We start from the raw sequence: 21755 nt of genomic DNA, 5'->3' as shown, positions 1-21755 counted from the left end.
TACTAAGAATTTAGCGGACGTTTCGCTTTACGCACCGCTTTAGGGTGCATGAGTTTTTCCAACTCAAGTAAACACTTGGAAATTTTTTGGTGAGTGACCTTATCCGCTGTCACCGCATTATATAACCAGTGATAAGCATCTTCGTAATCATAGGGGCTACCAAAACCTTCAGCAAACAATTCGGCTAGTTGTATTTGCGCTTTTAAATAGCCTTGACCAGCAGCTTCACGTAAAAAAATGACGGCTCGTTCTTTATCTTGTTGTACTAATTTACCCTGTGCATAATAGCGGCCTAGTTGCTCTAAACCTGCCGGTAAACCCTGCTCCGCGGCTAACTTCATAAACTCAATGCCACGTTCAGCATCACGCTCAACACAAACGCCCCACGCCAGCATATCGCCCCATAAAAATTGGTAGGCCGGTACTTTTAGGGTTTCGGCACGAGCCTCAATGTCTTGCACCAACTGGCATTTGTCTGTTACGACCCGCGTAAGGTGGGTATTGTTATTAATCAATTCAATTAACTCATCTTGCGAATAGATTTGCACCGCCACAATATCATCGTCAGCCCAAACACTGTGGTTCGAAGCCAACAATAAACTGATACCAATACTGAGTTGAGTGATTAAACGAAACATAGTGAATTAAATCTGTCGTGTCTGCCTAATAAAAGCTATCGGCCATTAGATAATTTTTTGAACATCAATTCTAGTTTATTTACGTAATTTAGCGGTTACCTTAAAGGCAAACCGCTATGTTAGTGGGCGTTATACTGACTCCATTAGTCTTGAGGATGTGAAAACGCCGAGGCGATAACTTTGGCATGTTCAACTAAATCATGCCCAAGGTCGGTCAAATATCCACCATCAGGCAAGGTTACAATACCTTTATCAAACAAACGTTTGGCCGCGGCAATTAATTCTGGTTCGGCATCATGATGAACCTTGATACCCTGCATTAAACTGGTGTTGGGAAATTTAAGAAGTAAATTTAACTCGGCAAGCATGTCGCTGGTAAATGTCATAGTGTTTCCTTAATACAAGGGATTGCGAATAAATTCAAAGAATTAAGCTGCATAAAGCCTATATTTCTCATGGTATGAGACTCGTATCTGTGCTGTCATAGGTTTATAATCACAGCCTCAGCCTATAACCCAAAGTGATGAATATCAAAGACTATTTCACAAAATTTACAATTTATTCACACTCATCTGTTAAATCTAATTTCAAGTAGAAGAATGTTATGCAAAAAATCCTGTGTAAGGTAGAAAGTATCGAGCCCCTTACCAACACCATTGTTCGAGTTCAATTACAACCCGCTACAGAATTGGCTTTTATTGCGGGTCAGTATTTACAAGTTATAATGGGTGAAACAGACAAACGCGCGTTTTCAATCGCCAACGCACCGCGTCAAGATGGCAGTATAGAGCTGCACATTGGTGCCGATCCCGCCAATCAATACGCTTGTCAGGTCGTTGATAAAATGCGTGAGCAAGGTGAGGTATTGGTTGAAGGTGGATTAGGTAACGCTTTTTTGCGTGACCATCAAAGCAACCCCACTATTTTACTAGCGGGTGGTACAGGTTTTTCTTACACCTTATCTATTTTGCAACAACTGCTGAGCAAGCCCCTACAAGAACCGCTATTTTTATATTGGGGCACTCGCACACTGACTGACATGTACGCTTATGACACACTCAAACACTTGGCTAGGCAACATAGTAAATTTACTTTTGTGCCGGTTATCGAACATCCAGAAAGTAATTGGCAAGGAAAAACCGGTTGGGTACACAAGGCTGTATTAGCAGATTTTACAAGCCTGCAAAGCTATCAAGTCTATTTAGCTGGCCGATTCGAAATGGCCGGTGTTGCCCGTGAAGATTTCCACCAGCAAGGTTTACAACTCGCCAATATATATGGCGATGCCTTTGAGTTTATTTAAATTTTTTAGATGATGAGCGATGTTCTGTGTTTCTGTCTTTATTAAAAAGAAACACCTACACCGCTCCTTCAAATCCCATCTGCCGCCATGCTTCATACACAAAAACCGAAACTGCATTGGATAAATTCATACTGCGACTTTCTGGCAACATGGGTATACGTAAACGTTGCTCAGGTGGCAATGACTCAATCACATCCATCGGCAATCCACGGGTTTCCGAGCCAAATAATAAACAATCCCCTAACTTAAAATCAGCCTCAGCAAAAAATGCTTTGCCTTTAGTGGTGCAAGCAAAAATCCGTTTAGGGGCACGCGCCTCAATATAAGCTTGCAAATTGGGGTAACGTTGCACTTTGGCAAACTCATGGTAATCCAGACCTGCACGACGCACCTTTTTATCATCCCAATCAAAACCAAGTGGCTCGATAAGATGCAAAGCAAAACCCGTATTGGCGCACAAACGGATTATATTGCCAGTATTGGGCGGTATTTCAGGTTGGTATAAAACGATATCTAGCATATTGCGGGTAATTCTTTATATAACATAGGCTTAGTTTAACAAAAAAAATGGATCCAGAGACAGTTTAATCATACTCTATAAAACATATACCCTATCCAGACTTAAGACCACTTTGTCCAGTAAAAGACCTGTCTTCAGCGCTTAAGGAATAACGTGTTTATTGAAAAAATAAGGCATGTCATTATTGTTAAAACGGCATTTTTAAATTTTGCCTTAACCTTGTCTGCCACGATTATTCGCCCCCTCATTGTTGAACAAAGCATAGTGTTTACCTACATGGGTATCTTCAACTCATTTGTTCTTGGCTGTGTGTTTCTCTTCGTCAAAAAAGCCCAACCCAAAGACTGGCAAGCCATGTTACTGGTGGCGAGTGTGATGTTGGTTCTGCTACCCATAGTGTTAGTCTCAGGGGGCAATAATAGTCATTTCTCCTATTTATTTCCTATTATTCCTATCTTTGTCTCCCTCGTTAGTAATGCCAAATATACTTGGATTACAACCTTGATTATTGTTGTGTGTTTGCTCGCCATCTATTTTAGTTCAGGTTTATTACCCGATTACACTTACGAAAATGTGCCCCAAAATAAAACAATAGCCAGAACCATTTGGCTGACATTCTCAGTTTTGTTTGCCTGTAAATTTGGTATTGAATTTAACCGAATCATCAGTACTTTAGGTAACAAGTTGAGTGAACAGGCCGAAATAGATGTATTAACAGGAATTCACAATCGACGTTCCATTATGCTGTTTTTGCAACACGCTATGGATGAAGCCAAGCTAAAAAACACCCACTTATCTGTCCTCATGATTGATTTGGATCACTTCAAACAAATTAATGATAACTATGGCCACTTAGTAGGCGATCAATGTTTAAGAGCCGCAGCCCAGTGTTTAAAACAGGGAATTCGCCAGCATACTGATCAAGCGGGTAGATATGGTGGTGAAGAATTTATAGTAGTAATAAAAGACGCCAACGAGCAAAAAGCCTTTGAAATCGCCCAGCAAATATTACTTGAAATCGCCCAAACATCCATTGAGATAGATACTATCAACAGTATTAATGTCACTGCCACTATTGGCTTGTGTACCCGCAGTGGCGATAACCTGACTTCCATCGAACATTTTATCGAGCTGGCAGATAAAGTACTTTATTTAGGAAAAGAATCTGGTAGAAATTGTGTCATTAAGGCCGCAATGTAAAAGCAAACGTCCGTATTGCGTAAGTTCGGCGGATGTTCATTAAGCAAGCTCAATTAAACGGGTTTAACAAAATCTAAAATAGCCTGTAGACAGGCCTGCCTGAAGTCATCCTGTTCCGCTAATAATTCATGTTTTGCACCAGCAATTATTTTAAAACTAACCTTAGCCATTTTATCTACCACGCGCCGCTGGCGTTTATTATCAACCACAGTATCTGCACCTGCTTGAATAACCAAAGCGGGTATGGGAAAGGCATGGGCTTGCCGCTCTACATTATCCATGGCTTGCGCTGCGGCCTTTAACCAGTTGCCTGTCACCCCACCTAATTGCAATTGGGGACAGTCAGCATACTCTTGACGAAAAATCTGATATCTAATTTCACTGTGAGTCAGATCGTTGTCGGCAAAATCATGCTTAACATAGTCCAGTTGCCCAGCAAAATAAGCAATCTGCTTGTTAACGGCAAAATGACACTTAATTAAAAAGCTAGCTAACCAAGAGGGTAAGGCTGGCTTAATACCAAACATGGGGGCCGAAAAGGCAACCTTAGCAAACAACTTGGGATAGGACAGTACCATAAGTGCCCCTATCGCACCGCCCATAGAATGACAAAGCAAACTAGGCTGTGCCATACAATTTGGCATAACGATGTGATCCATGAATAATTTAAAATCACTCACATAATCAGCAAAATCATCCACATAACCCATATGTGGATTTGCTGTCATGCGGCCCGACAAGCCCTGCCCTCGATGATCATGGATAAACACGGAATAGCCGTTTTGATAGAGCTCATAAACTAGCTCTTTGTATTTGATATAACTCTCAATGCGACCTGAAGAGATAACAATTGAGCCAATCGCTTGTGGATGCAAGACATAGGCGTAGGCAATATCAATATTTTCGATACCGATAAAGCAGCCCTGCTTTACACTTTGCTGCCAAAATGGCTGTATATCTTGCGAATAAGCCCTTGCTAAATCACTTTCCTTAGACATGATAAAATCATTAATCTTAGCTTCACTATTTCCATTCATTTAGGTCAACCTGTCGTAACAATTACATCGTTTAGGATAGATATTAGCTACCATGCTTTAGCCTTAAGCGTAAAAGTTTGAGCAAGCTATTTTTTGAGCGTTTTTTTATTATGATTTTCTTCAATTACACGCAAGATATCGCGCCAAGTGACTATGCCAATGGGTTTACGTTTGTCGTCAACAATAGGAATACACGAAATACTGTGCAAATTGAAAATACTGATAGCGGCATAAACATCTGCCTGAGGCGGCAAGGTGATGGGTTTACGAGTCATGATCTGATGCACTCTTTTATTTAAAGTCACCGTATCATGGGGGGTTTCATTGGGGGTACCAATATGAGGACTGATAGCTTTAAGTAAATCACGATCGGAAATAACCCCGTATAACACATCTTTTTCAACCACCAATAGATGATGAAATTTGGCCCGTTCAAAAATATGTTTGACTACCTTAAGGGTATCATCCATTTCAACCGTGACTATGGGCTTACTCATCAGTTTTTCAATAATCATCAGTGCCTCTTTAGCTGGGTAATTATTAAGTACTAAATTAAACCAATCAGGCCGACAAAGGTAAAGAAATATGTACCTCTAATCCTCCAAGCTCAGTGTTTTTTGCTTCAATCCTCCCCTTATGTTGACTCACCGCCTGATAAGCTATAGCCAACCCAAGACCAACACCTCCCGAGTCTCTATCGCGAGCCAGTGACTCTCGGTAAAAAGGTTCGAATATTCGCACTAACTGGGCAGGCTCTATCCCTTTGCCATCATCTGTAATGACAAGATGTACTGAACTTTCATCGGTGTAAACACGCACATCAATAATTTTACGAGCATATTTAACTGCATTACGTAGCACGTTTTCAATAGCGCTACTGAGCATCTGTGCATCCCCCATCACTTCAGCTTGCTCACTGTGACTAATTAACACTTCTTTTTGTTGCTCTTGAGCTTCAAATTGCGCATCGCTGATAATGGCTGATAACAAAGCTTGTATATCCAAGCTTTCTTTATGCTGCATGGCTTGTGGGTTATCCAGCCGCGACAACATTAGCACTTGGGCAATCATTTTTTCGATTTGCGCGGCTTCTTTTTCGATGCGATCTAAGGAGGTACGCAAAAAGTCATCATCCAAACTTTCGGCTTGTTGTTGCACTATACCGATAGATAATTGCAAACGAGCCAGCGGCGAACGTAATTCGTGGGAAATATCAGCTAATAGACGCTTTTGACTACTGAGCAATATTTCAACTTGTTGAGACATATGATTAAAATCACGCCCGAGACGGCCAATTTCATCATGGCGTTGACTCGCACTACCTACCCGTGCACTCAGATTACCGGCAGCCATTTGTTGCGAGGCATGCTGCAACTGTCGAATAGGTTTAACCAAGGAGCGTGCAAACAAAAAGCACAATATGCCGCTGATTATTAAGGCGATACCTAGCATGATACCTGGATGTTGGCGCCTCACAGAGCCCAAAAATCCAGAAGGCATAGGTTTACCAATAAACAATAGATGAGGTTTACCATTGTAATTAATCAAACCCGGTCCTGAAAAAACACCCAGTCCACTGTCGATAGAAATAGCCGGTGTCTCAGCACTGATATTAACAAACACGTCTTCATCTAGACGCATATGGCGAGGCAAACCAGACAGTACTTTTTTACTCTCTGGCTCCACCAAAATAAGCCCCATTTGATAACGCATGCCTAACTGCATCAATAAACGCTCAGGTTCATTTGTATCCTGTCTTTTGGCTAAAAAGCTTTGCAATCTATCCGTAACACGATTGAGTTCACTTAACTGCGACTTACGAATGGGCCTATAACGCACTTCATCATTGAGTTTTTGGATGATCCAAGCTGACGAACTGACCATGATGACAGTGGCCACCCAAAACCATAAAAACACCTTGATATACAGATTATTAGCCGGGTTAAAACGCTTCAGTGCTTTCATCCTTGCACCACATACAGGTAGCCAGCGCCTCGGTGAGTTTTGATTTTTTCCTCACTACTAAAAACAGCTAATTTACGGCGAATATTACTCACGTGCATATCGATACTGCGATCAAAAGCCGCCATTTTACGGCCTAAGACTTTTTCGCTTAGTTCATTTTTACTCACCAAATTACCATGATTGAGCATTAACAAATGCAAGATGGAAAACTCTGTACCGGTTAACTCTAAGGCGTTGTCCTGACACTTTACCTGCATAGTTGCAGGCGCCAATACCACATCGCCTAAACTCAGTATCTGCTGGATTGTGCTGTTAGGCACATTTTCCATACGCCTAACAATGGCTTTAATTCTGGCTGATAATTCACGGTGATTAAAAGGCTTGGGTAAATAATCGTCAGCCCCCAACTCAAGACCAAAAATTTTATCAAAATCATCACCTTTGGCCGTCAACATCAATACAGGCGTAAGGTGACTGTTGCGTAATTTTTTGAGTACTTCAAACCCATCGAGTTTAGGTAACATCACATCTAAGAGGATCAAATCATATTTTTTGTGACCCTTAGCCATCGCAAGGCCCGACTCACCATCATGAGCAACATCCAGCTGATAACCTTGTGGACTTAGGTACTGCGACAGTAATCCCGTAAATTCAACGTCATCGTCAATTAACAGTAATTGTTTATTTGTCATTTTATTTTCAAACCTGTTTGTTGCTTGTTTTATATCTGCGTTTGTAGCTTGTGCCACAGTATACCCTTGCTCTTAGGGGCTGACCGTGCATCTTTACAAAAGCTTTACATCTGCTTTGCGTTTCTTTGCATTGCAAGCGCTAAACTCATCCCAACTTAATCAAAAACGTTATTTCAAGGGCAGCATGTTTGCCAAATGATTAAGAAATTTCACCCAAAGAGGATATACATTATGTTGACATTACCATCATCAAAACTCAAAACTCTGTTTAGCCCGTTAGCTTTAGCATTGTCGTTAGTCATTGCCACTCCAGTCTTGGCAAATCCTGAACACGGCCGTGGCCAAGATAAAAATCAGCTGCGCCATGTGCTAGCCCAACTCGACTTAAGCCAAGAACAACGCCAAGATGTTAAACAAATACTCAAACAAAGCCGCGCTGATACTGGTTTAATTGCAGAAGATATTAAAAATGCAAAAACCGAATTATTTAGTTTAATCCATGCTGATAGTTGGAATGAAACAGCAGTAGAAACGGCAATACAGCAAAATCAGCAAACTAAAGCCACACTAGCTTTAGAAAAAGCCTCAGGCATGCACCAAATTTGGTTATTGCTCACAGATAAGCAGCAAGCCAAATTAGCTAAAATTGCCGATAGAAAACAGGAAAAAGCAGGGGCTAAAGGCAACAAAAAGTCCAAAGGTGATAAATCTGAACGAAGCCGTGAAGGTCAGTTTGCAAGACTCGATCTAAGTGATGAACAAAAAACCACCATAAAGGCCATTAAAGAGCAAAACTATAGCCAACAGCAGCAAGCTAAAGAAACCCAAAAAGCCTTTCGTAACGCAGAACGTACGTTAATTGCCAGCACGGAATTCAACGACACCGCTTATCTGGCTTTACAAGCAGAATATCAAGCAGCGCATCTACAACAGGCTATGTTAATGGCTAAAACCCGCCATGACATTTGGAATGTATTAAGCGCTGAGCAACAAGCGAAGGCGTTGGCTCAGATGGAAGAGCGCAATATACGCACCTAAAGGTGAAGTGAGTTTTAAAAACATCGCTGCGCGGGGGCATGCGCTGCGCGCACTGAGCTTTAAAAGCATCGCTGCGCGACAGTACATGCGCTGCACTTATAAAGCATGCGCTGCGCGCACTGGCAGTCCCTGCTTTTTTTCAAGCGACATCCATGTCGCACGACCATACTTTTTTTCAACAGCTAAGAAAAGTAGGCAAAAGAAGCCGCTCTCCAACATTGCTCTAATCCCTGCGCGCCTTGATTTTAAAAGGTCGTGAGCAGATGTTCCCGACATCATTCTCACTCAAAGTGCATCCCTGCACTTTGACCTTTTAAAACCAACGGTACTCGGGGAGCAATGAGTCGAGAATAAAGCCCCTTTCTTTGAATTAACTCCTCAAAAACCGACTTGACAAGTCCGTTTGTTTTGCCTTATTACATTGAGAGTGCCTCTCTGAGCCCTAAATGAATAACCATCGTTTTATTTAAATCCAAATCAGCTTTTTCGTCACGATGAGCCCAAGTATAGTATTCCTTCCTTTTGTATACATTAAACCATTTATTTCCAAGTGCATTGAATTTAAATAGACCGATTAGCATTTTTTCAAGATCCAATTCTTTGTAATGAAATTGGTTATTTTCCATATATTCTTTGAGTTCTTGATAGACTACAAAATGTTTGTTGTAGTTTTTTAGTAATCTAAAAATACTATCTATTTCTTCATCTCTATAATGACCATACATCTCATTTCTAACTTCATCAAGCAGGTATTCCGAGTACTCTTGCTTAACATCCAAAAAACTTTTCCAGCCGAAATAATCAGAATTTGGATACTTTTCAATTATCAAATTAAGAATTGTAATTACATCTCTTGGGCGAAAGAATGATCTTTCAAGAATGTACCGCTCTGGATTTATCCCATTAATATCTTGAGGAAAAAGATTTCTAAACACCTCTTCATCTGTAAGAGCAGACATTAATATACTGGATTTTTTTGCTTTAGAAACAATCATTCCTATTAGTGGCGAACTTACGGAAACCCTAGTTCCCCAATCAATTTTTAAAGTATTTACTCTTTTTATTTTATTAAGATCAGGATCATTGAAAATGGAAAATATATCAGTCCTTAATAGGATAATAATCTTTGCCTTAACTAAATCCTCTAACGCTTTCAAGTTAATATGATCCGCAGCTTTTAGTAAGCTAATAATGGAATGCCGATAATATTCATCATCCCTAAATCTATCATCAAGTTCGTCATACACAACGGTATATCTGCTGTCAGAATGAGATAGCACCTGAAACACAACAGACTCTAAATCATCTATATAGTCAAGGTAGGATCCCTCTTCTAATTTCTCTCCGCCGGATACATCAACAAAAGATCTTAAAATACTACCTCTAACTTGTTTCTTTTTGGTAACTTCAACTATCTTTTTCGCATCAATTTTTGTTGAATTATAATTGGCATCAAAAAACGAATTTAGTTTACTTTTAGCATCACAATCTGGAATACCGTTATCTTCTAGACATTGCTTACCAATATCTAATAAAAGTAACCAGCGCCATATTTCATAGTATTCGTTTGGCTTGATATCTCCTGATTTGAGCTGGACCAATTCCTGAAATTTGAAATCTTTGTATGAACTTACATCACAGAAATGTAAGGGATCAGAAGCTGCCATCTTTTTAATGTACTGGCCTAAATAGGTTTTTCCAGAACCTTTTCTTCCTAAAACTAGGAAATATTTATCTATCTGTAACTTTTCAAAATTGTAATCTATATCAATAAAGTAACGTTCAAAATCCGAACGATAAACAGCTTCCTTTTTTCCATCATTTTCGCCTAGATAGATATCCTGCAATTTTATATTCTTCATCCAAACTCTCTCTTTTTTAGCAAAGTACAACGAAAATGTAACTACTTTGCGTTTATACGACATGTTGTCCGTGACGAATAAACGTCATGTTGGGCAACGTCGCGACCATGCTGATGATTGGTAATGCTCATGCTAATGGAATTTGTATTTTTCACCAAAGGATAATTTTCACGCCTAAACAGGAATACTGATTTAGCTACGCTGTTTTGCGATTTTTGACTTAAGTATTTTATCGGCGGCCACAAATTTCGACCGGATAAATCCCGACCTACACAAGAAATAGCTGCGAGTTTGTAGCGACGAGTCGCGAGCTCAAAAAAAGCAAAACCTGAGCTGATTTTTTATAAGTAGGGGTTAGCCCATCATCTTAGCAGCGAAGCTGTGCTTCCTCTCGACTCCAACTTACCCGATTTCGATTGTGCCTTGTCAAATGACCTCACAGGACGTGAGGTCAAGGCGTGTAGCGCACAAGGATGTGCGCTCACGCCGGTTTGATCAACAAGGTACGGTTGAAATTGGATCAGTAAGTTGGCCGGAGAGCGGCGTTTTTTGCCTACTTTTTTGTGCTGTTGCAAAAAAGTATGGTCGGGTGACATGGACGTCACCTGAAAAACGCAATGGATTGCGGTGCGCGCAGCGCAGATCTGTGCACGCTGTGCACACTTAGTCGCGTAGCGATAAGTGTGCGCAGCACATGCCTTTAATGGCTCTTACGCCCCTTATTCACCGACTTCCGCCGACTATCTGGATCAGTACCACCAGCCTTGTTGTGCGGTTGGTTGTCACTAAAACGGGTTAGCCCCTGCTGCGCTTTGGCGGCATTAGGATTTTTACCTTTGGCTACGGCTTTGTTCACCGAGCGTTTGGCGTAGTCTTTTTGCTCACGGCCTTTTAATTCATTGCGGCTTTCGGCTGGGATCAAACACTTAGGTCCGCTACCAATCAAATAGGCCTTGCCCATGTCTTTTAAGGTTTGACGTAACAAGGGCCAGTTAGCGGGATCGTGATAACGTAAAAAGGCACGATGCAAACGGCGATGTATCTCACCTTTAGGCACGTTTACCACTTCACTTTTATGGTTAACCTTATGGATCGGGTTTTTACCTGTGTGATACATGGTTGTGGCATTGGCCATGGGCGAAGGGTAAAAATTCTGCACTTGGTCCAATTTAAAATTACGTTCTTTTAACCACAAAGCCAGATTGAGCATGTCGATATCTTCGGTACCCGGATGGGCCGAGATAAAGTAGGGGATCAAATACTGCTCTTTGCCGGCTTCTTTACTGTATTTTTCGAACATCTCTTTAAATTTGTCGTAACTGCCCATGCCCGGTTTCATCATTTTATCCAGCGGGGCTTTTTCGGTATGCTCTGGGGCAATTTTTAAATAACCACCTACATGATGCGTGACTAACTCACGTACATAGTTAGGATCTTCTACTGCCAAGTCATAACGTACACCTGAGGCGATAAGGACTTTTTTGACCCCTTCAACCGCGCGAGCTTTACGATATAAATCCACAGTTGGCGTTTGGTCGGTATCTAAGTGGCCACAGATATCGGGCCATACACAAGATAAACGGCGACAGGTTTGTTCGGCTTTCGGACTTTTACAACGTAACTTGTACATGTTGGCCGTTGGGCCGCCTAAGTCAGAGATAACCCCAGTAAAACCCGGTACTTTGTCACGAATTTGTTCGATTTCACGAATTATCGACTCTTCCGAACGGCTTTGGATCACCCGCCCTTCATGTTCGGTAATAGAGCAAAAAGTACAACCACCAAAACAACCACGCATGATATTCACCGAGGTTTTGATCATGTCATAGGCGGGGATCTTGGCTTTACCGTAACTTGGGTGAGGCACTCGCGCATAGGGCAAGTCAAACACCGCATCCATTTCTTCGGTTTCTAAAGGAAAGGCCGGAGGATTGATCCACACTATACGATCACCATGGCGCTGAGCTAAAGCACGGGCACAACCTGGGTTGGTTTCTTGATGCAATATACGTGAGGTATGGGCGTAATGAGTTTTTTCGGCTCTTACCACATCGTAAGGAGGCAATAATACGTAAGTATTTTCCCAAGGCTTACGTCTTTCGGTGCCCGCTTTATAAGGCTGCACAACTATAGGTTTAGCTTTTGCTAGATCTTCTTTCGCTTGTTGTTCAGCTTCGGCCGACACCGCACACTTGTCTTCGATGTTTTCATAGGGACTATAAATAGGATCAATTTTGCCAATCACGTCCACATGAGTGGAGTCCACTCCCTGCCAACCGGGCAATGGGTCACGACGGATAACCGCCGTGCCACGAATATCTTGCATTTGATCTATGGTTTCACCGGCGGCAAAACGATGGGCCATTTCAAGCAATGGGCGTTCAGCGTTGCCGTACATCAACATGTCGGCTTTTGAGTCAAACAACACACTACGGCGTACTTTATCTGACCAATAATCGTAGTGGGCAATACGGCGTAAACTGGCTTCGATACCACCAATCACTACCGGTTTTTTATAGGCTTCTTTACAACGTTGGGTATAAACCGTTACCGCACGATCAGGGCGTTTGCCACCTTCGTTATGGGGAGTATAAGCATCGTCATGACGTAATTTACGATCAGCCGTATAACGGTTGATCATCGAGTCCATATTGCCCGCGGTTACGCCAAAAAACAGATTGGGTTCACCCAACTGCATAAAATCGTCTTTAGAATGCCAATTAGGTTGACTGATAATACCCACACGAAAACCTTGAGCTTCTAGCGTGCGACCGATGACCGCCATGCCAAAACTGGGGTGATCCACATAGGCATCACCGGTGACGATAATAATGTCACAGCTATCCCAGCCAAGTATGTCCATTTCTTTGCGTGACATAGGTAAAAAAGGCGCTGGACCATAACATTCCGCCCAATATTTGGGGAACGAAAACAAGCCACGTTCGGCTTGCATACGTGCGGTAGGTTTAACGCGACTGGCTGGTTGGAGTGTGGGCATAAAAGTAACAAACTATCTATTGGTTAAAAAATCGGCGGCATTATAGCAGAAGGCAGCAGCAGTAAGCATAGTTTTGTTACTGCAACTTATAAATAATTATCAGCAATTAAAACATCCAAATACTCACAAACAGACATACACTAGTTGGCAATTTTTAACATGTTTACACTAAGGAATCGCCATGCTCTCTTACATAACGTTAGGCACCAACAATCTTGCAAAAGCTGTCGCCTTTTATACTGAGCTACTACAAGAATTATCTGCCACACCCTTAATCAAAATGGACAGACTCGTGCTGTTTGGCAAAAGCAAAAGCGAACCTATGTTAGGACTTTGTATTCCCTTTAATAAAAAAGATGCCACACCGGGCAATGGCGTCATGGTGTCTTTAGGGCAACGTGATAAAAGCAAAGTAGATGAAATGTATGCTAAAGCTATTGCATTAGGTGCTACCTGCGAAGGCGCACCAGGCCAGCGTATTCCTGATATGTTTTATGGTGCCTATGTACGTGATTTAGATGGTAATAAACTCTGTTTTTGTCATTTTGGTTAAGTATCAAATCCGTAGACATTAACCAGTATCTTGACGACCAATTCCTTGCCCAAATATTGTTGTTCATTAATAGCCCAAACCTGCACTAAGCAAGTGCAGGCGCTCCTAGCTTAGTTACACATCTAGGCTCCTAGGCCTTGAAAAACCTGTAATTTTAGTCTGGCACATTATCTGCTTCATTGACTTTGCTATAGAGTCAAAGGCGACTTTAACAACACATTAAGCGAATTGGATAACGGCGTCCTTCACCCATCTGACTATTCAGATGCGGTGCAGGGCGCCGTTTTTTTTGGCTCTGATTTTTACTGGCGCACTTGCAAGACAAAAATCAGGGTCGCCGCTTTAGGTTAGCAACTAAGGGCATTCTTCTGGGTGCAATGAGCATTAAACACTTAAATAACTAAACGAAGAGGTATAACCATGTCCTACTTAGTCCCTTCAGAGTTTGTCACCAAGATGGTGGACGCTGGCGAAGCAAAAATATTTATGGCGACCAAAGACACCTTAATAAGAGCCTTTATGGCGGGTGCGATCTTGGCATTAGCGGCAGTATTCGCTATCACTATTGCGGTTCAAACTGGGGTGTTTTTACTCGGGGCGATTTTGTTTCCCGTTGGTTTTTGCATGCTGTATTTAATGGGATTTGATTTATTAACTGGGGTATTTGTACTCTGCCCTTTAGCTTTAATAGATAAACGTCCAGGAGTCACGGTCAATGGCGTACTGCGTAACTGGGGCCTAGTATTTTTAGGTAACTTTGCCGGTGCACTAACGGTTGCATTTTTAATGGCCTTTATCTTTACCTATGGTTTTAATACCGACCCTGGTGCCATTGGTGCCAAAGTAGCCAGCATTGGCGAGTCACGTACTTTGGGTTATGCCGAATATGGTACAGCAGGTTGGTTTACGATTTTTATTCGCGGCATGTTGTGTAACTGGATGGTGTCTTTAGGTGTGGTCGGCGCGATGATTTCGACTAGTGTCAGCGGCAAAGTTATCGCCATGTGGATGCCGATCTTTTTATTCTTTTTTATGGGCTTTGAACATTCAGTAGTGAATATGTTTTTATTCCCCTTTGGTTTAATCCTCGGTGGTGAGTTTTCTATCATGGATTATTTTATCTGGAATGAGATCCCCACTGCCTTAGGCAACTTAGTAGGTGGTTTAGCCTTTACCGGTTTAACACTGTACAGCACCCATGTAAGAACGGGCGCCAAACGTGCAGTAAACGCTTAATTTTCAATTCCTTAGCCTCTTTTTAAAAGAGGCTAATTTTTAAAGGATAAAAATATGACTACACCTATGTCGAGAAACGACGTCACCGAATTAGTGGTATTACAAAAATTACGTCTTAAGCTAACATGGGGGGAATTAGCCCAAGCCATTGGCCTGAGTAAAGAATGGACAACGGCTGCCCTGCTCGGTCAAATGACCTTAAACAGTGAGCAAGCTACTATCCTAGGTAAAATGCTCGACTTACCTGAAGAAGCCATCTTTCAGTTACAAGTTGTACCCTATAAAGGCTCGTTGCCGACCACTGTGCCGACTGATCCACTTATCTATCGTTTTTACGAGTTAATCTCGGTTTATGGTTCGACTTTTAAAGCGCTGATCCATGAAGAATTTGGTGACGGCATTATGAGTGCCATCGATTTTGACATGGACTTAAAACGTCAAGCCGATGCCAAGGGTGACCGAGTAAAAATAACTATGTCAGGTAAGTTTTTACCTTACAAAAGTTATTAGCTCCAGCTATGGCAGCGCAACTCACTGTCTCTGTAGGCCAATATTCTGATAAAGGTCGCAAAGCCCTCAATCAGGATTATCTTGGTCTAACTGTGCCACAAGAACCCTTACTCAGTTCAAAAGGTATCGCCTTTGCCATTGCCGACGGGATCAGTAGCAGTGAGGTGAGTGACATTGCCAGCAAGGCCGCGGTGCAAGGTTTTCTCGATGATTATTACCGCACCTCTGAAACCTGGTCGGTTAAAAAATCCGCTCTGCAAGTCATTAATGCCCTTAACTCGTGGCTGTTTTCACAAACCCAAAAAAGTGACTTTCGTTTTGAGCGTGATAAAGGTTATGTGTGTACCCTCAGTGCAGTCGTCATCAAATCAACTCATGCCCATTGGTTTCATTTGGGTGATAGCAGAATATATGTACTACGTGAGGGGGCTTTACGCCAACTCACGCAAGATCACCGCCATGTGGAATCAGCAGACAAAAGTTATTTAAGTCGTGCTATGGGCATCTTTAATCAGCTTGAAATCGACTACGACAGCATCGAACTAAAGCTTAATGATGTGCTAATTTTAATGACCGATGGTATTTACGAGTTTGTTAATACAAACAAGCTCGTTGAACTTATCGACATCCACCAACAAGATCTCAATCTTGCCGCCAAAATTATCGCAGATTTAGCCTTGGACAATGGCAGCGACGATAATCTGAGTTTACAAATTCTCAAAGTGGATAGCTTGCCAATTTTGGATGTAAAAGAAAAACTCCAACAACTGACCGAATTACCCTTTGCCCCCATGCTTGAAGTAAGGCAGCAGTTTGATGGTTATCATATTCTTAAAGATATTCATGCCAGCAGCCGCAGCCATGTTTATCTCGCGAAGGATGAAATTCAAGGCAGTGATAGTCGCCCACTCATTATCAAAACCCCTTCTATCGACTTGCGAGATGATGCAGCTTATTTGGAACGCTTTTTACAAGAAGAATGGGTAGCAAAACGCATCAACAATGTACACGTACTTAAACCCTATGAGCTCACACGCCAACGGCACTTTTTGTACACCGCCTTTGAATACATTGATGGCCAAACACTAAGCCAGTGGATGATTGATAATCCTAATCCCGACGTAGAAACCGTGCGTAAAATTGTGGAACAAATTGCCATTGGCTTAGGTGCTTTTCACCGCCTCGAAATGCTGCATCAAGATTTACGCCCCGCCAACATTATGATTGATAAATCAGGGGTGGTGAAGATTATCGACTTTGGTTCGACTCGGGTTGCAGGGCTTGAAGAAATTGCCAGCCCATTCGAAACTCAACATCTATTAGGAACTGCCCAATATAGTGCGCCGGAGTATTTTTTAGGTGAGGCAGGTACGCCGCGCTCTGACTTGTTTTCACTGGCGGTGATCACTTATCAAATGCTCAGTGGGCGTTTGCCCTATGGTGCAGAGGTGGCCAAAGCGCGCAGCAAAAATACACAAAACAAACTAATTTATCACAGCGTATTACATGACGATAAAGACATTCCGGCTTGGTTTGACGATACCCTGAAAAAAGCCCTACAGCCCAATCCCTATAAACGCCATAACGAGCTGTCAGAATTTGTTTATGAATTACGCCATCCGAACAAAGCCTTTTTGGCAAAAACCCGAGTGCCTTTACTGGAACGTAATCCAGTGGCTTTTTGGCAAAGTATTAGCGCGATATTAATCGTGGCGGTGATAGTATTGTTGGCGAGATAGTTAGCGAGATAGAACGGGGGATAGAACGGGGGATAAAACTCACAAGGCTAGTGTTGCGCAAAGATATTGATTTGCCCTATGCAATCTGCAGTATCTGGCTCTTCACAGCCGGTGTTATTTAAATATGTCACCTCAGCGATACCACTGTCATCTAGGCGCACTAAACTGGCAATAAAATAGTCAGAAATAACAGCCACCGGCTTGAGTTCCTTATTAGTACTTACAAACTCTACGGTAGTATAAATAACAAAGCTAGGGTGGCCTTCTTCTGCATGGCCAACAACAGTATATTTGCCGCCAGTTGAAAAACCATGTAACCAGATCACAGCCACATCACCAAATTCGACTCTGAGTAAACTTAAGTACTGGTCTGCAGTGCGACGATAAAACACCACATCATCTACTGCATTAAATCCGGCTGGTGTTGCAGCAACACAGATTTGCTCAGTGCTGTGGGGAATGGCTTTACATTTAAGGGCAAGATTGATTGTCGCTATGATCGTTGAAGGTAAAGTATCGAGCTCTGTTCCACTATGCTCGGTCTTTGCTTAAGTAAATCCGCTAGCCATTATGCCGTTGCACAGCACCAGCAGAAAGTATGTCCATTTAAACACTTCGGTTCCTCTTATTTTAGAGACTAACGTCAGGTCGAACTGTTTCGAATAAATCATCCATAATTTTTATCGATAAAACGCACAGCTCAGGAAACGACAACCAGCTGAATTTTGATTAACTATTTATACTCGAAATGCTTAAAACGGACATTTCATTCTGCAGCTTGCAACACAAAACTATTATCTAGCTCAATGATATGTCGGACTTTATTCAGTTCGTCGATCCCCGCTTTGTATGATGCAATGCTCTCATAAGCCTTCTGAAAACTGCCATCCTCTTCAATCATTTTTAATCCGGATTCTAGTCGTTCTGCTAATAAGGTCTCGGTAGGTGTCACAAAAAAACTATACATTACTGGTTGTTGGTATTGCAGTACGATACCTTCAGCAATTGCAAGATCTCCCCTATCAAACATTTTTATATCAATGTCAATTTCGTGCACGCCCCGAGAAATATAGTCAAATCGCTCTGCTCTGAGCATTTCGATCAAATAATCATACTGAACTGAAGTGGTTACCATTATGCCGTTAGCCTGAAAAATCTTGGTGTCCGTCCAATTTAAGCCATTGCCTGCTTTAAACTGTTTCAAACCGTCTAGACTGGTAATATCTTTAAATTTGTCTTTGTTGTGGTTCAACACCAATAACAGGCGATGATTATTAAAATCACGGAGTAAATTAACAGGGATTACCCGCATTGTCTTTTTACGTTCAGGCGTAACCGATGCCCAAATGAGATTGGCAAACTGGCCGCTACTTACCATCTGCCGAGTTCGATCAGCAGTGACGATCTTATCGATAAAACTTATTTGGTAATCACCGTAGGTAGACTTGGTTTTTTCAAGGGCTAGTTTTAGTACACTTTGATAATAAAAGGCAGGATCTCGAGGGTCATCTGTGGCTACATAAGCAATACGAGCATGCATGACGTTTTCTGCTGTTTGGCAAAAAACGCCAACACTGAATAAAAATAGAAAAAAAGCAATAATTCTTATAAAAAACATAGAGATGGGCAAGGCAAATACTCGATACCAAATTCCACAAGTAACTCATTTTAGATGACATTACGTTTTTTTGATACTGACAATATTTTTCCCCAAACCAGCATATTCAGCGACATCCCCATTAAGCTAGTTAAGGAACTAAAGGTTCCCTAACTAATACAAAAATTCACTGAGCAATCACTGGTGACTCAAGATTTATCGCAACATCAAAGGTTTCACGAGAGGGATAACCATCAGCAATTAAACCTTGTTTAGCCTGAAAGGCTCTCACACCTTTGCGAGTTGCTGGACCCAGAATCCCATCGGCTTCTCCTACGTCGTAACCCAAAACGTTAAGCTTTTCTTGGAATATCTGCATCTCTGCCAAGGTATATTTTGGCAGTTCGGGCAGGGGTTTTGATAGGGGTGCTTTGCCTACAATGCGGTCAGCCAAATGACCAACAGCAATGCCGTAATATTCAGAGTTGTTCCACCTTAAGATGGTGTCGAAATTGCTGTAAACTAAAAAAGCTGAACCGGTATGCCCTGCTGGTACTAAGAGTGAAGCCAATAAGTCACTGTTTTCCAGCGCTTTTGCATCTACTGTGCTGAGACCTTGTTTGGCCCAAAACGACAAGGTTTTAGCTTGAGATTTGCCGGCTAACTGGTAGTCAAAGTTAGTCGGTAAAACCACTTCTCTGCCCCAGCGATAACCGGCTTGCCAACCTAAATGTTGTAAAAAATTTGCTGCTGATTCTAGTGCATCTTGCTCGCTGTTCCACAAATCAACCTTACCATCACCGTCACCGTCTTTGGCATAAGTTAAATAAGCCGTAGGCATAAACTGAGTATGGCCCATAGCGCCAGCCCAAGAACCCACCATGTCGCTGACGGTCAAATTCTCCCGCTCGATTAAACGCAGGGCTTGGATCAACTCCGCACTGAAAAATGTGCTACGCCGCGGATCACAGGCTAAGGTAGCCAACGAATCGACAATGGGCATTTTGCCTTTGATACCACCAAAGTTAGTTTCGAGTCCCCAAAACGCTACAAGATAATGACCTGGCACACCATATTGTTTGCTTAGTTTGCTCAGAAAATCTTTATGTTTGGCCAGCATCTCGCGGCCTTTATTAATTCGCCATGGTGTAACTCGCGCGCCAAAGTATCCAGAAAAGGTTTGTACAAATTCAGGTTGATTACGATCGTATTCCAGAATTTTGGCTAAGTATTTGGCATTACCTAATACTGTATTAACTGTATTGGGGGATACACCCGCACTAAGAGCTTGTTGTTGTAAGTCTGCCACACATTGCTCAAACGTGACCACTGGCGCTTGATTTTCCTCAGTTTGCAGCTGGGCAAAACTGGTCAGTGATACTGTTGCCAACAATAAAGTGGCAAGGCGAGAATAAACACCAAAAAAGAAAGAGGCAGGCATAAATAGCAGAACGTCCCGAAACACTAATATTGAGCTCATGCTAACTGAAGCGCAGCCGTTTTACAGCGGAAAAATGCAATAAAATGTGATTGCTTAAAAAGGGATTTGTTATTAAGTAACCATGCTTTGGGTTTTAGTGGGTTTTTCTACTTTGGCGTTTTTGCCAGTAACGCAGAAAACGATAACTGCACAAAGCCCAAAAACAACCCGCGCTCCAACCGGCTAATACATCAGTAGGCCAATGCACACCTAAGTACACCCGACTCAGACCTATCAACACCACCACCATTGCCGTGCAACTTAACATAAATATTTTTATACGCCGGCGAGTTTGGGTCTGTAGCAACACTCCAGTAAGAATGAAATAAACCACGGCTGACATCATCGAATGGCCGCTCGGAAAACTACTGGTATAAACATAACTGCCATGGGCAACTAACTCAGGGCGGGGACGGGAAAATCCATACTTCAAGGCAAAGCTACATAACATGCCGGTGCCAATGGTGATGAGTACAAACCACGCCAATGTGCTGTTTTTTTGCATAAACAAATAAGCGCACGTTAGCAGTGTTAGCAGACTTAATATGCCTGTGCCACCTAAGGCCGTAACATCACGCATTAGTTCTTCAAACCAAGCTGGCCCAATAGGATCTCCCAGGTCGAGAGGGTTGCGCATTGCTAACATAATACTGCGATCCCAAGACAGGGGTGAGCCACTATTTACTAACAAAGCCAATTCGATAAACAACCAAGCTAAGACACAAAACAAACTTAACCATAATATTGTACTGAATTTAACGAGGCTAGTTAACGCGGGATTATTGGGCTTTATCTGCATGTTTGTGTTGTTTGCTCCTGCTCAAGCGTTTTTATCCACACATCATTAGCCATTATTTGATTAGTATCAGTAATATGGTCGAGCCAAGTAAGACCAATTAAATGGTCAAATTCATGGAGAAATATTCTGGCGACAAAGCCCTCAAAACGTTGCTGTAGCTTATCGCCCTGCTGATTTTGATACTTTACGTCCACCCAGTCAGGCCGCAATATGTTGCCCCGTAAGCCCGGTACTGATAAACACCCTTCCCACTCCCAAACCTTGTTGTCACTTTGTGCCACAATAGTGGGATTAATTAACAGTAAAGGATCCATAAGTGGCGCATCGGGATAACGTACATTAGGCCGTGAGGCGATAAACATCATCGCGCGGGGATCAAATACTTGGGGAGCAGCGATACCAATGCCATTGGCTTCCAGCATGGTCGCGAGTAACTCCTCACTGAATTTTATTAAAGAGGGCTGATTAAATTCTGCCTGACTCACTGCTTGCGCTGGAGTACGTAATATCAACTCACCAATTTGTGCAATTTTCATATTTTCTCTTTATTGCTGTTTTATTCCCATGCTCTCGACTCGTCGTTCGTAG

Annotated in this window: 21 protein-coding genes; 7 read left to right on the top strand and 14 right to left on the bottom strand. The window is 42.1% G+C overall.

The features are described 5' to 3' along the window. Positions 1 to 2: 2 nt before the first annotated feature. Positions 3 to 638: a tetratricopeptide repeat protein gene (locus AX660_RS00730; RefSeq protein ID WP_068371007.1), complete on the bottom strand. Its 636-nt coding sequence runs from the start codon at positions 636 to 638 to the stop codon at positions 3 to 5. Between the two features lie 143 nt (positions 639 to 781). After that, positions 782 to 1024 (bottom strand): TIGR02647 family protein, encoded by a 243-nt coding sequence (locus AX660_RS00725; RefSeq protein ID WP_068371004.1) that lies wholly within the window; start codon positions 1022 to 1024, stop codon positions 782 to 784. Positions 1025 to 1242: 218 nt separating this feature from the next. On the opposite strand from AX660_RS00725, the gene fre reads away from it, so the two are divergent. Next, positions 1243 to 1941 carry an NAD(P)H-flavin reductase gene (gene fre / locus AX660_RS00720; protein WP_068371001.1) on the top strand — a complete coding sequence of 233 codons (699 nt, stop codon included), beginning with the start codon at positions 1243 to 1245 and terminating at the stop codon, positions 1939 to 1941. A gap of 55 nt (positions 1942 to 1996) precedes the next feature. Here the strand turns inward: fre and trmL are convergent, their stop codons facing one another. Further along, positions 1997 to 2461, bottom strand: a complete 465-nt coding sequence (gene trmL, locus AX660_RS00715) for a tRNA (uridine(34)/cytosine(34)/5-carboxymethylaminomethyluridine(34)-2'-O)-methyltransferase TrmL (protein WP_068370998.1) — start codon at positions 2459 to 2461, stop codon at positions 1997 to 1999. Between the two features lie 153 nt (positions 2462 to 2614). Between trmL and AX660_RS00710 the strand changes: the two genes are divergently transcribed. Then, on the top strand, positions 2615 to 3661 hold the full coding sequence (locus AX660_RS00710) for a GGDEF domain-containing protein (protein ID WP_068370995.1): 1047 nt from the start codon (positions 2615 to 2617) through the stop codon (positions 3659 to 3661). Positions 3662 to 3714: 53 nt separating this feature from the next. Here the strand turns inward: AX660_RS00710 and AX660_RS00705 are convergent, their stop codons facing one another. From AX660_RS00705 to AX660_RS00690, 4 genes are all read right to left on the bottom strand, one after another. Then, on the bottom strand, positions 3715 to 4698 hold the full coding sequence (locus AX660_RS00705; RefSeq protein ID WP_068370992.1) for an alpha/beta fold hydrolase: 984 nt from the start codon (positions 4696 to 4698) through the stop codon (positions 3715 to 3717). A gap of 86 nt (positions 4699 to 4784) precedes the next feature. After that, a complete protein-coding gene (locus AX660_RS00700; protein WP_068370988.1) occupies positions 4785 to 5213 on the bottom strand; it encodes a CBS domain-containing protein in 429 nt (142 codons plus the stop codon). A 46-nt stretch (positions 5214 to 5259) separates the two neighbouring features. Continuing rightward, a complete protein-coding gene (locus tag AX660_RS00695; RefSeq protein ID WP_068370985.1) occupies positions 5260 to 6663 on the bottom strand; it encodes an ATP-binding protein in 1404 nt (467 codons plus the stop codon). Further along, positions 6660 to 7355 carry a response regulator transcription factor gene (locus AX660_RS00690; RefSeq protein ID WP_068371134.1) on the bottom strand — a complete coding sequence of 232 codons (696 nt, stop codon included), beginning with the start codon at positions 7353 to 7355 and terminating at the stop codon, positions 6660 to 6662. Before AX660_RS00690 ends, AX660_RS00695 begins: the two co-directional genes overlap by 4 nt. A gap of 231 nt (positions 7356 to 7586) precedes the next feature. Here AX660_RS00690 and AX660_RS00685 point away from each other — a divergent pair, with 231 nt between their 5' ends. Next, the gene (locus AX660_RS00685; RefSeq protein ID WP_068370982.1) at positions 7587 to 8393 is read left to right on the top strand and encodes a Spy/CpxP family protein refolding chaperone; all 807 of its coding nucleotides are present in this window, start codon (positions 7587 to 7589) and stop codon (positions 8391 to 8393) included. 416 nt (positions 8394 to 8809) lie between these two features. On the opposite strand, the gene AX660_RS00675 is transcribed toward AX660_RS00685, so the two are convergent. Both AX660_RS00675 and AX660_RS00665 read right to left on the bottom strand, forming a co-directional pair. Further along, positions 8810 to 10318, bottom strand: a complete 1509-nt coding sequence (locus AX660_RS00675) for a P-loop ATPase, Sll1717 family (RefSeq protein ID WP_201027379.1) — start codon at positions 10316 to 10318, stop codon at positions 8810 to 8812. A 637-nt stretch (positions 10319 to 10955) separates the two neighbouring features. Further along, positions 10956 to 13253, bottom strand: a complete 2298-nt coding sequence (locus tag AX660_RS00665) for a YgiQ family radical SAM protein (RefSeq protein ID WP_068370973.1) — start codon at positions 13251 to 13253, stop codon at positions 10956 to 10958. Positions 13254 to 13434: 181 nt separating this feature from the next. Here AX660_RS00665 and AX660_RS00660 point away from each other — a divergent pair, with 181 nt between their 5' ends. From AX660_RS00660 to AX660_RS00645, 4 genes are all read left to right on the top strand, one after another. After that, a complete protein-coding gene (locus AX660_RS00660) occupies positions 13435 to 13806 on the top strand; it encodes a VOC family protein (protein WP_068370970.1) in 372 nt (123 codons plus the stop codon). 420 nt (positions 13807 to 14226) lie between these two features. Further along, entirely contained in the window at positions 14227 to 15042 is an 816-nt protein-coding gene (locus tag AX660_RS00655) for a formate/nitrite transporter family protein (protein WP_068370967.1), read from the top strand. 66 nt (positions 15043 to 15108) lie between these two features. Further along, the gene (gene cynS / locus AX660_RS00650; RefSeq protein ID WP_068371127.1) at positions 15109 to 15552 is read left to right on the top strand and encodes a cyanase; all 444 of its coding nucleotides are present in this window, start codon (positions 15109 to 15111) and stop codon (positions 15550 to 15552) included. A gap of 8 nt (positions 15553 to 15560) precedes the next feature. Continuing rightward, positions 15561 to 17291 carry a bifunctional protein-serine/threonine kinase/phosphatase gene (locus AX660_RS00645; protein WP_068370964.1) on the top strand — a complete coding sequence of 577 codons (1731 nt, stop codon included), beginning with the start codon at positions 15561 to 15563 and terminating at the stop codon, positions 17289 to 17291. Positions 17292 to 17338: 47 nt separating this feature from the next. Here AX660_RS00645 and AX660_RS00640 read toward each other — a convergent pair whose 3' ends face one another. The 5 genes from AX660_RS00640 to def all read right to left on the bottom strand — a co-directional run bounded on the left by AX660_RS00640 (position 17339) and on the right by def (position 21703). After that, entirely contained in the window at positions 17339 to 17686 is a 348-nt protein-coding gene (locus AX660_RS00640; protein ID WP_068370961.1) for a hypothetical protein, read from the bottom strand. Positions 17687 to 18057: 371 nt separating this feature from the next. After that, positions 18058 to 18831 carry a type 2 periplasmic-binding domain-containing protein gene (locus tag AX660_RS00635; protein ID WP_068370958.1) on the bottom strand — a complete coding sequence of 258 codons (774 nt, stop codon included), beginning with the start codon at positions 18829 to 18831 and terminating at the stop codon, positions 18058 to 18060. Positions 18832 to 19075: 244 nt separating this feature from the next. Continuing rightward, positions 19076 to 20329 carry a lytic murein transglycosylase gene (locus tag AX660_RS00630; protein ID WP_082768676.1) on the bottom strand — a complete coding sequence of 418 codons (1254 nt, stop codon included), beginning with the start codon at positions 20327 to 20329 and terminating at the stop codon, positions 19076 to 19078. A 133-nt stretch (positions 20330 to 20462) separates the two neighbouring features. After that, complete coding sequence (locus tag AX660_RS00625; RefSeq protein WP_068370954.1) at positions 20463 to 21167, bottom strand: phosphatase PAP2 family protein; 705 nt, start codon at positions 21165 to 21167, stop codon at positions 20463 to 20465. Beyond that, the gene (def, locus tag AX660_RS00620; protein WP_068370951.1) at positions 21158 to 21703 is read right to left on the bottom strand and encodes a peptide deformylase; all 546 of its coding nucleotides are present in this window, start codon (positions 21701 to 21703) and stop codon (positions 21158 to 21160) included. The genes AX660_RS00625 and def overlap by 10 nt, the downstream gene beginning before the upstream one ends. Between the last annotated feature and the right edge of the window lie 52 nt (positions 21704 to 21755).

The sequence above is a fragment of the Paraglaciecola hydrolytica genome (genome assembly GCF_001565895.1).
Classification (GTDB): domain Bacteria; phylum Pseudomonadota; class Gammaproteobacteria; order Enterobacterales; family Alteromonadaceae; genus Paraglaciecola; species Paraglaciecola hydrolytica.
This window is presented reverse-complemented; position numbering and strand designations above follow the sequence as displayed.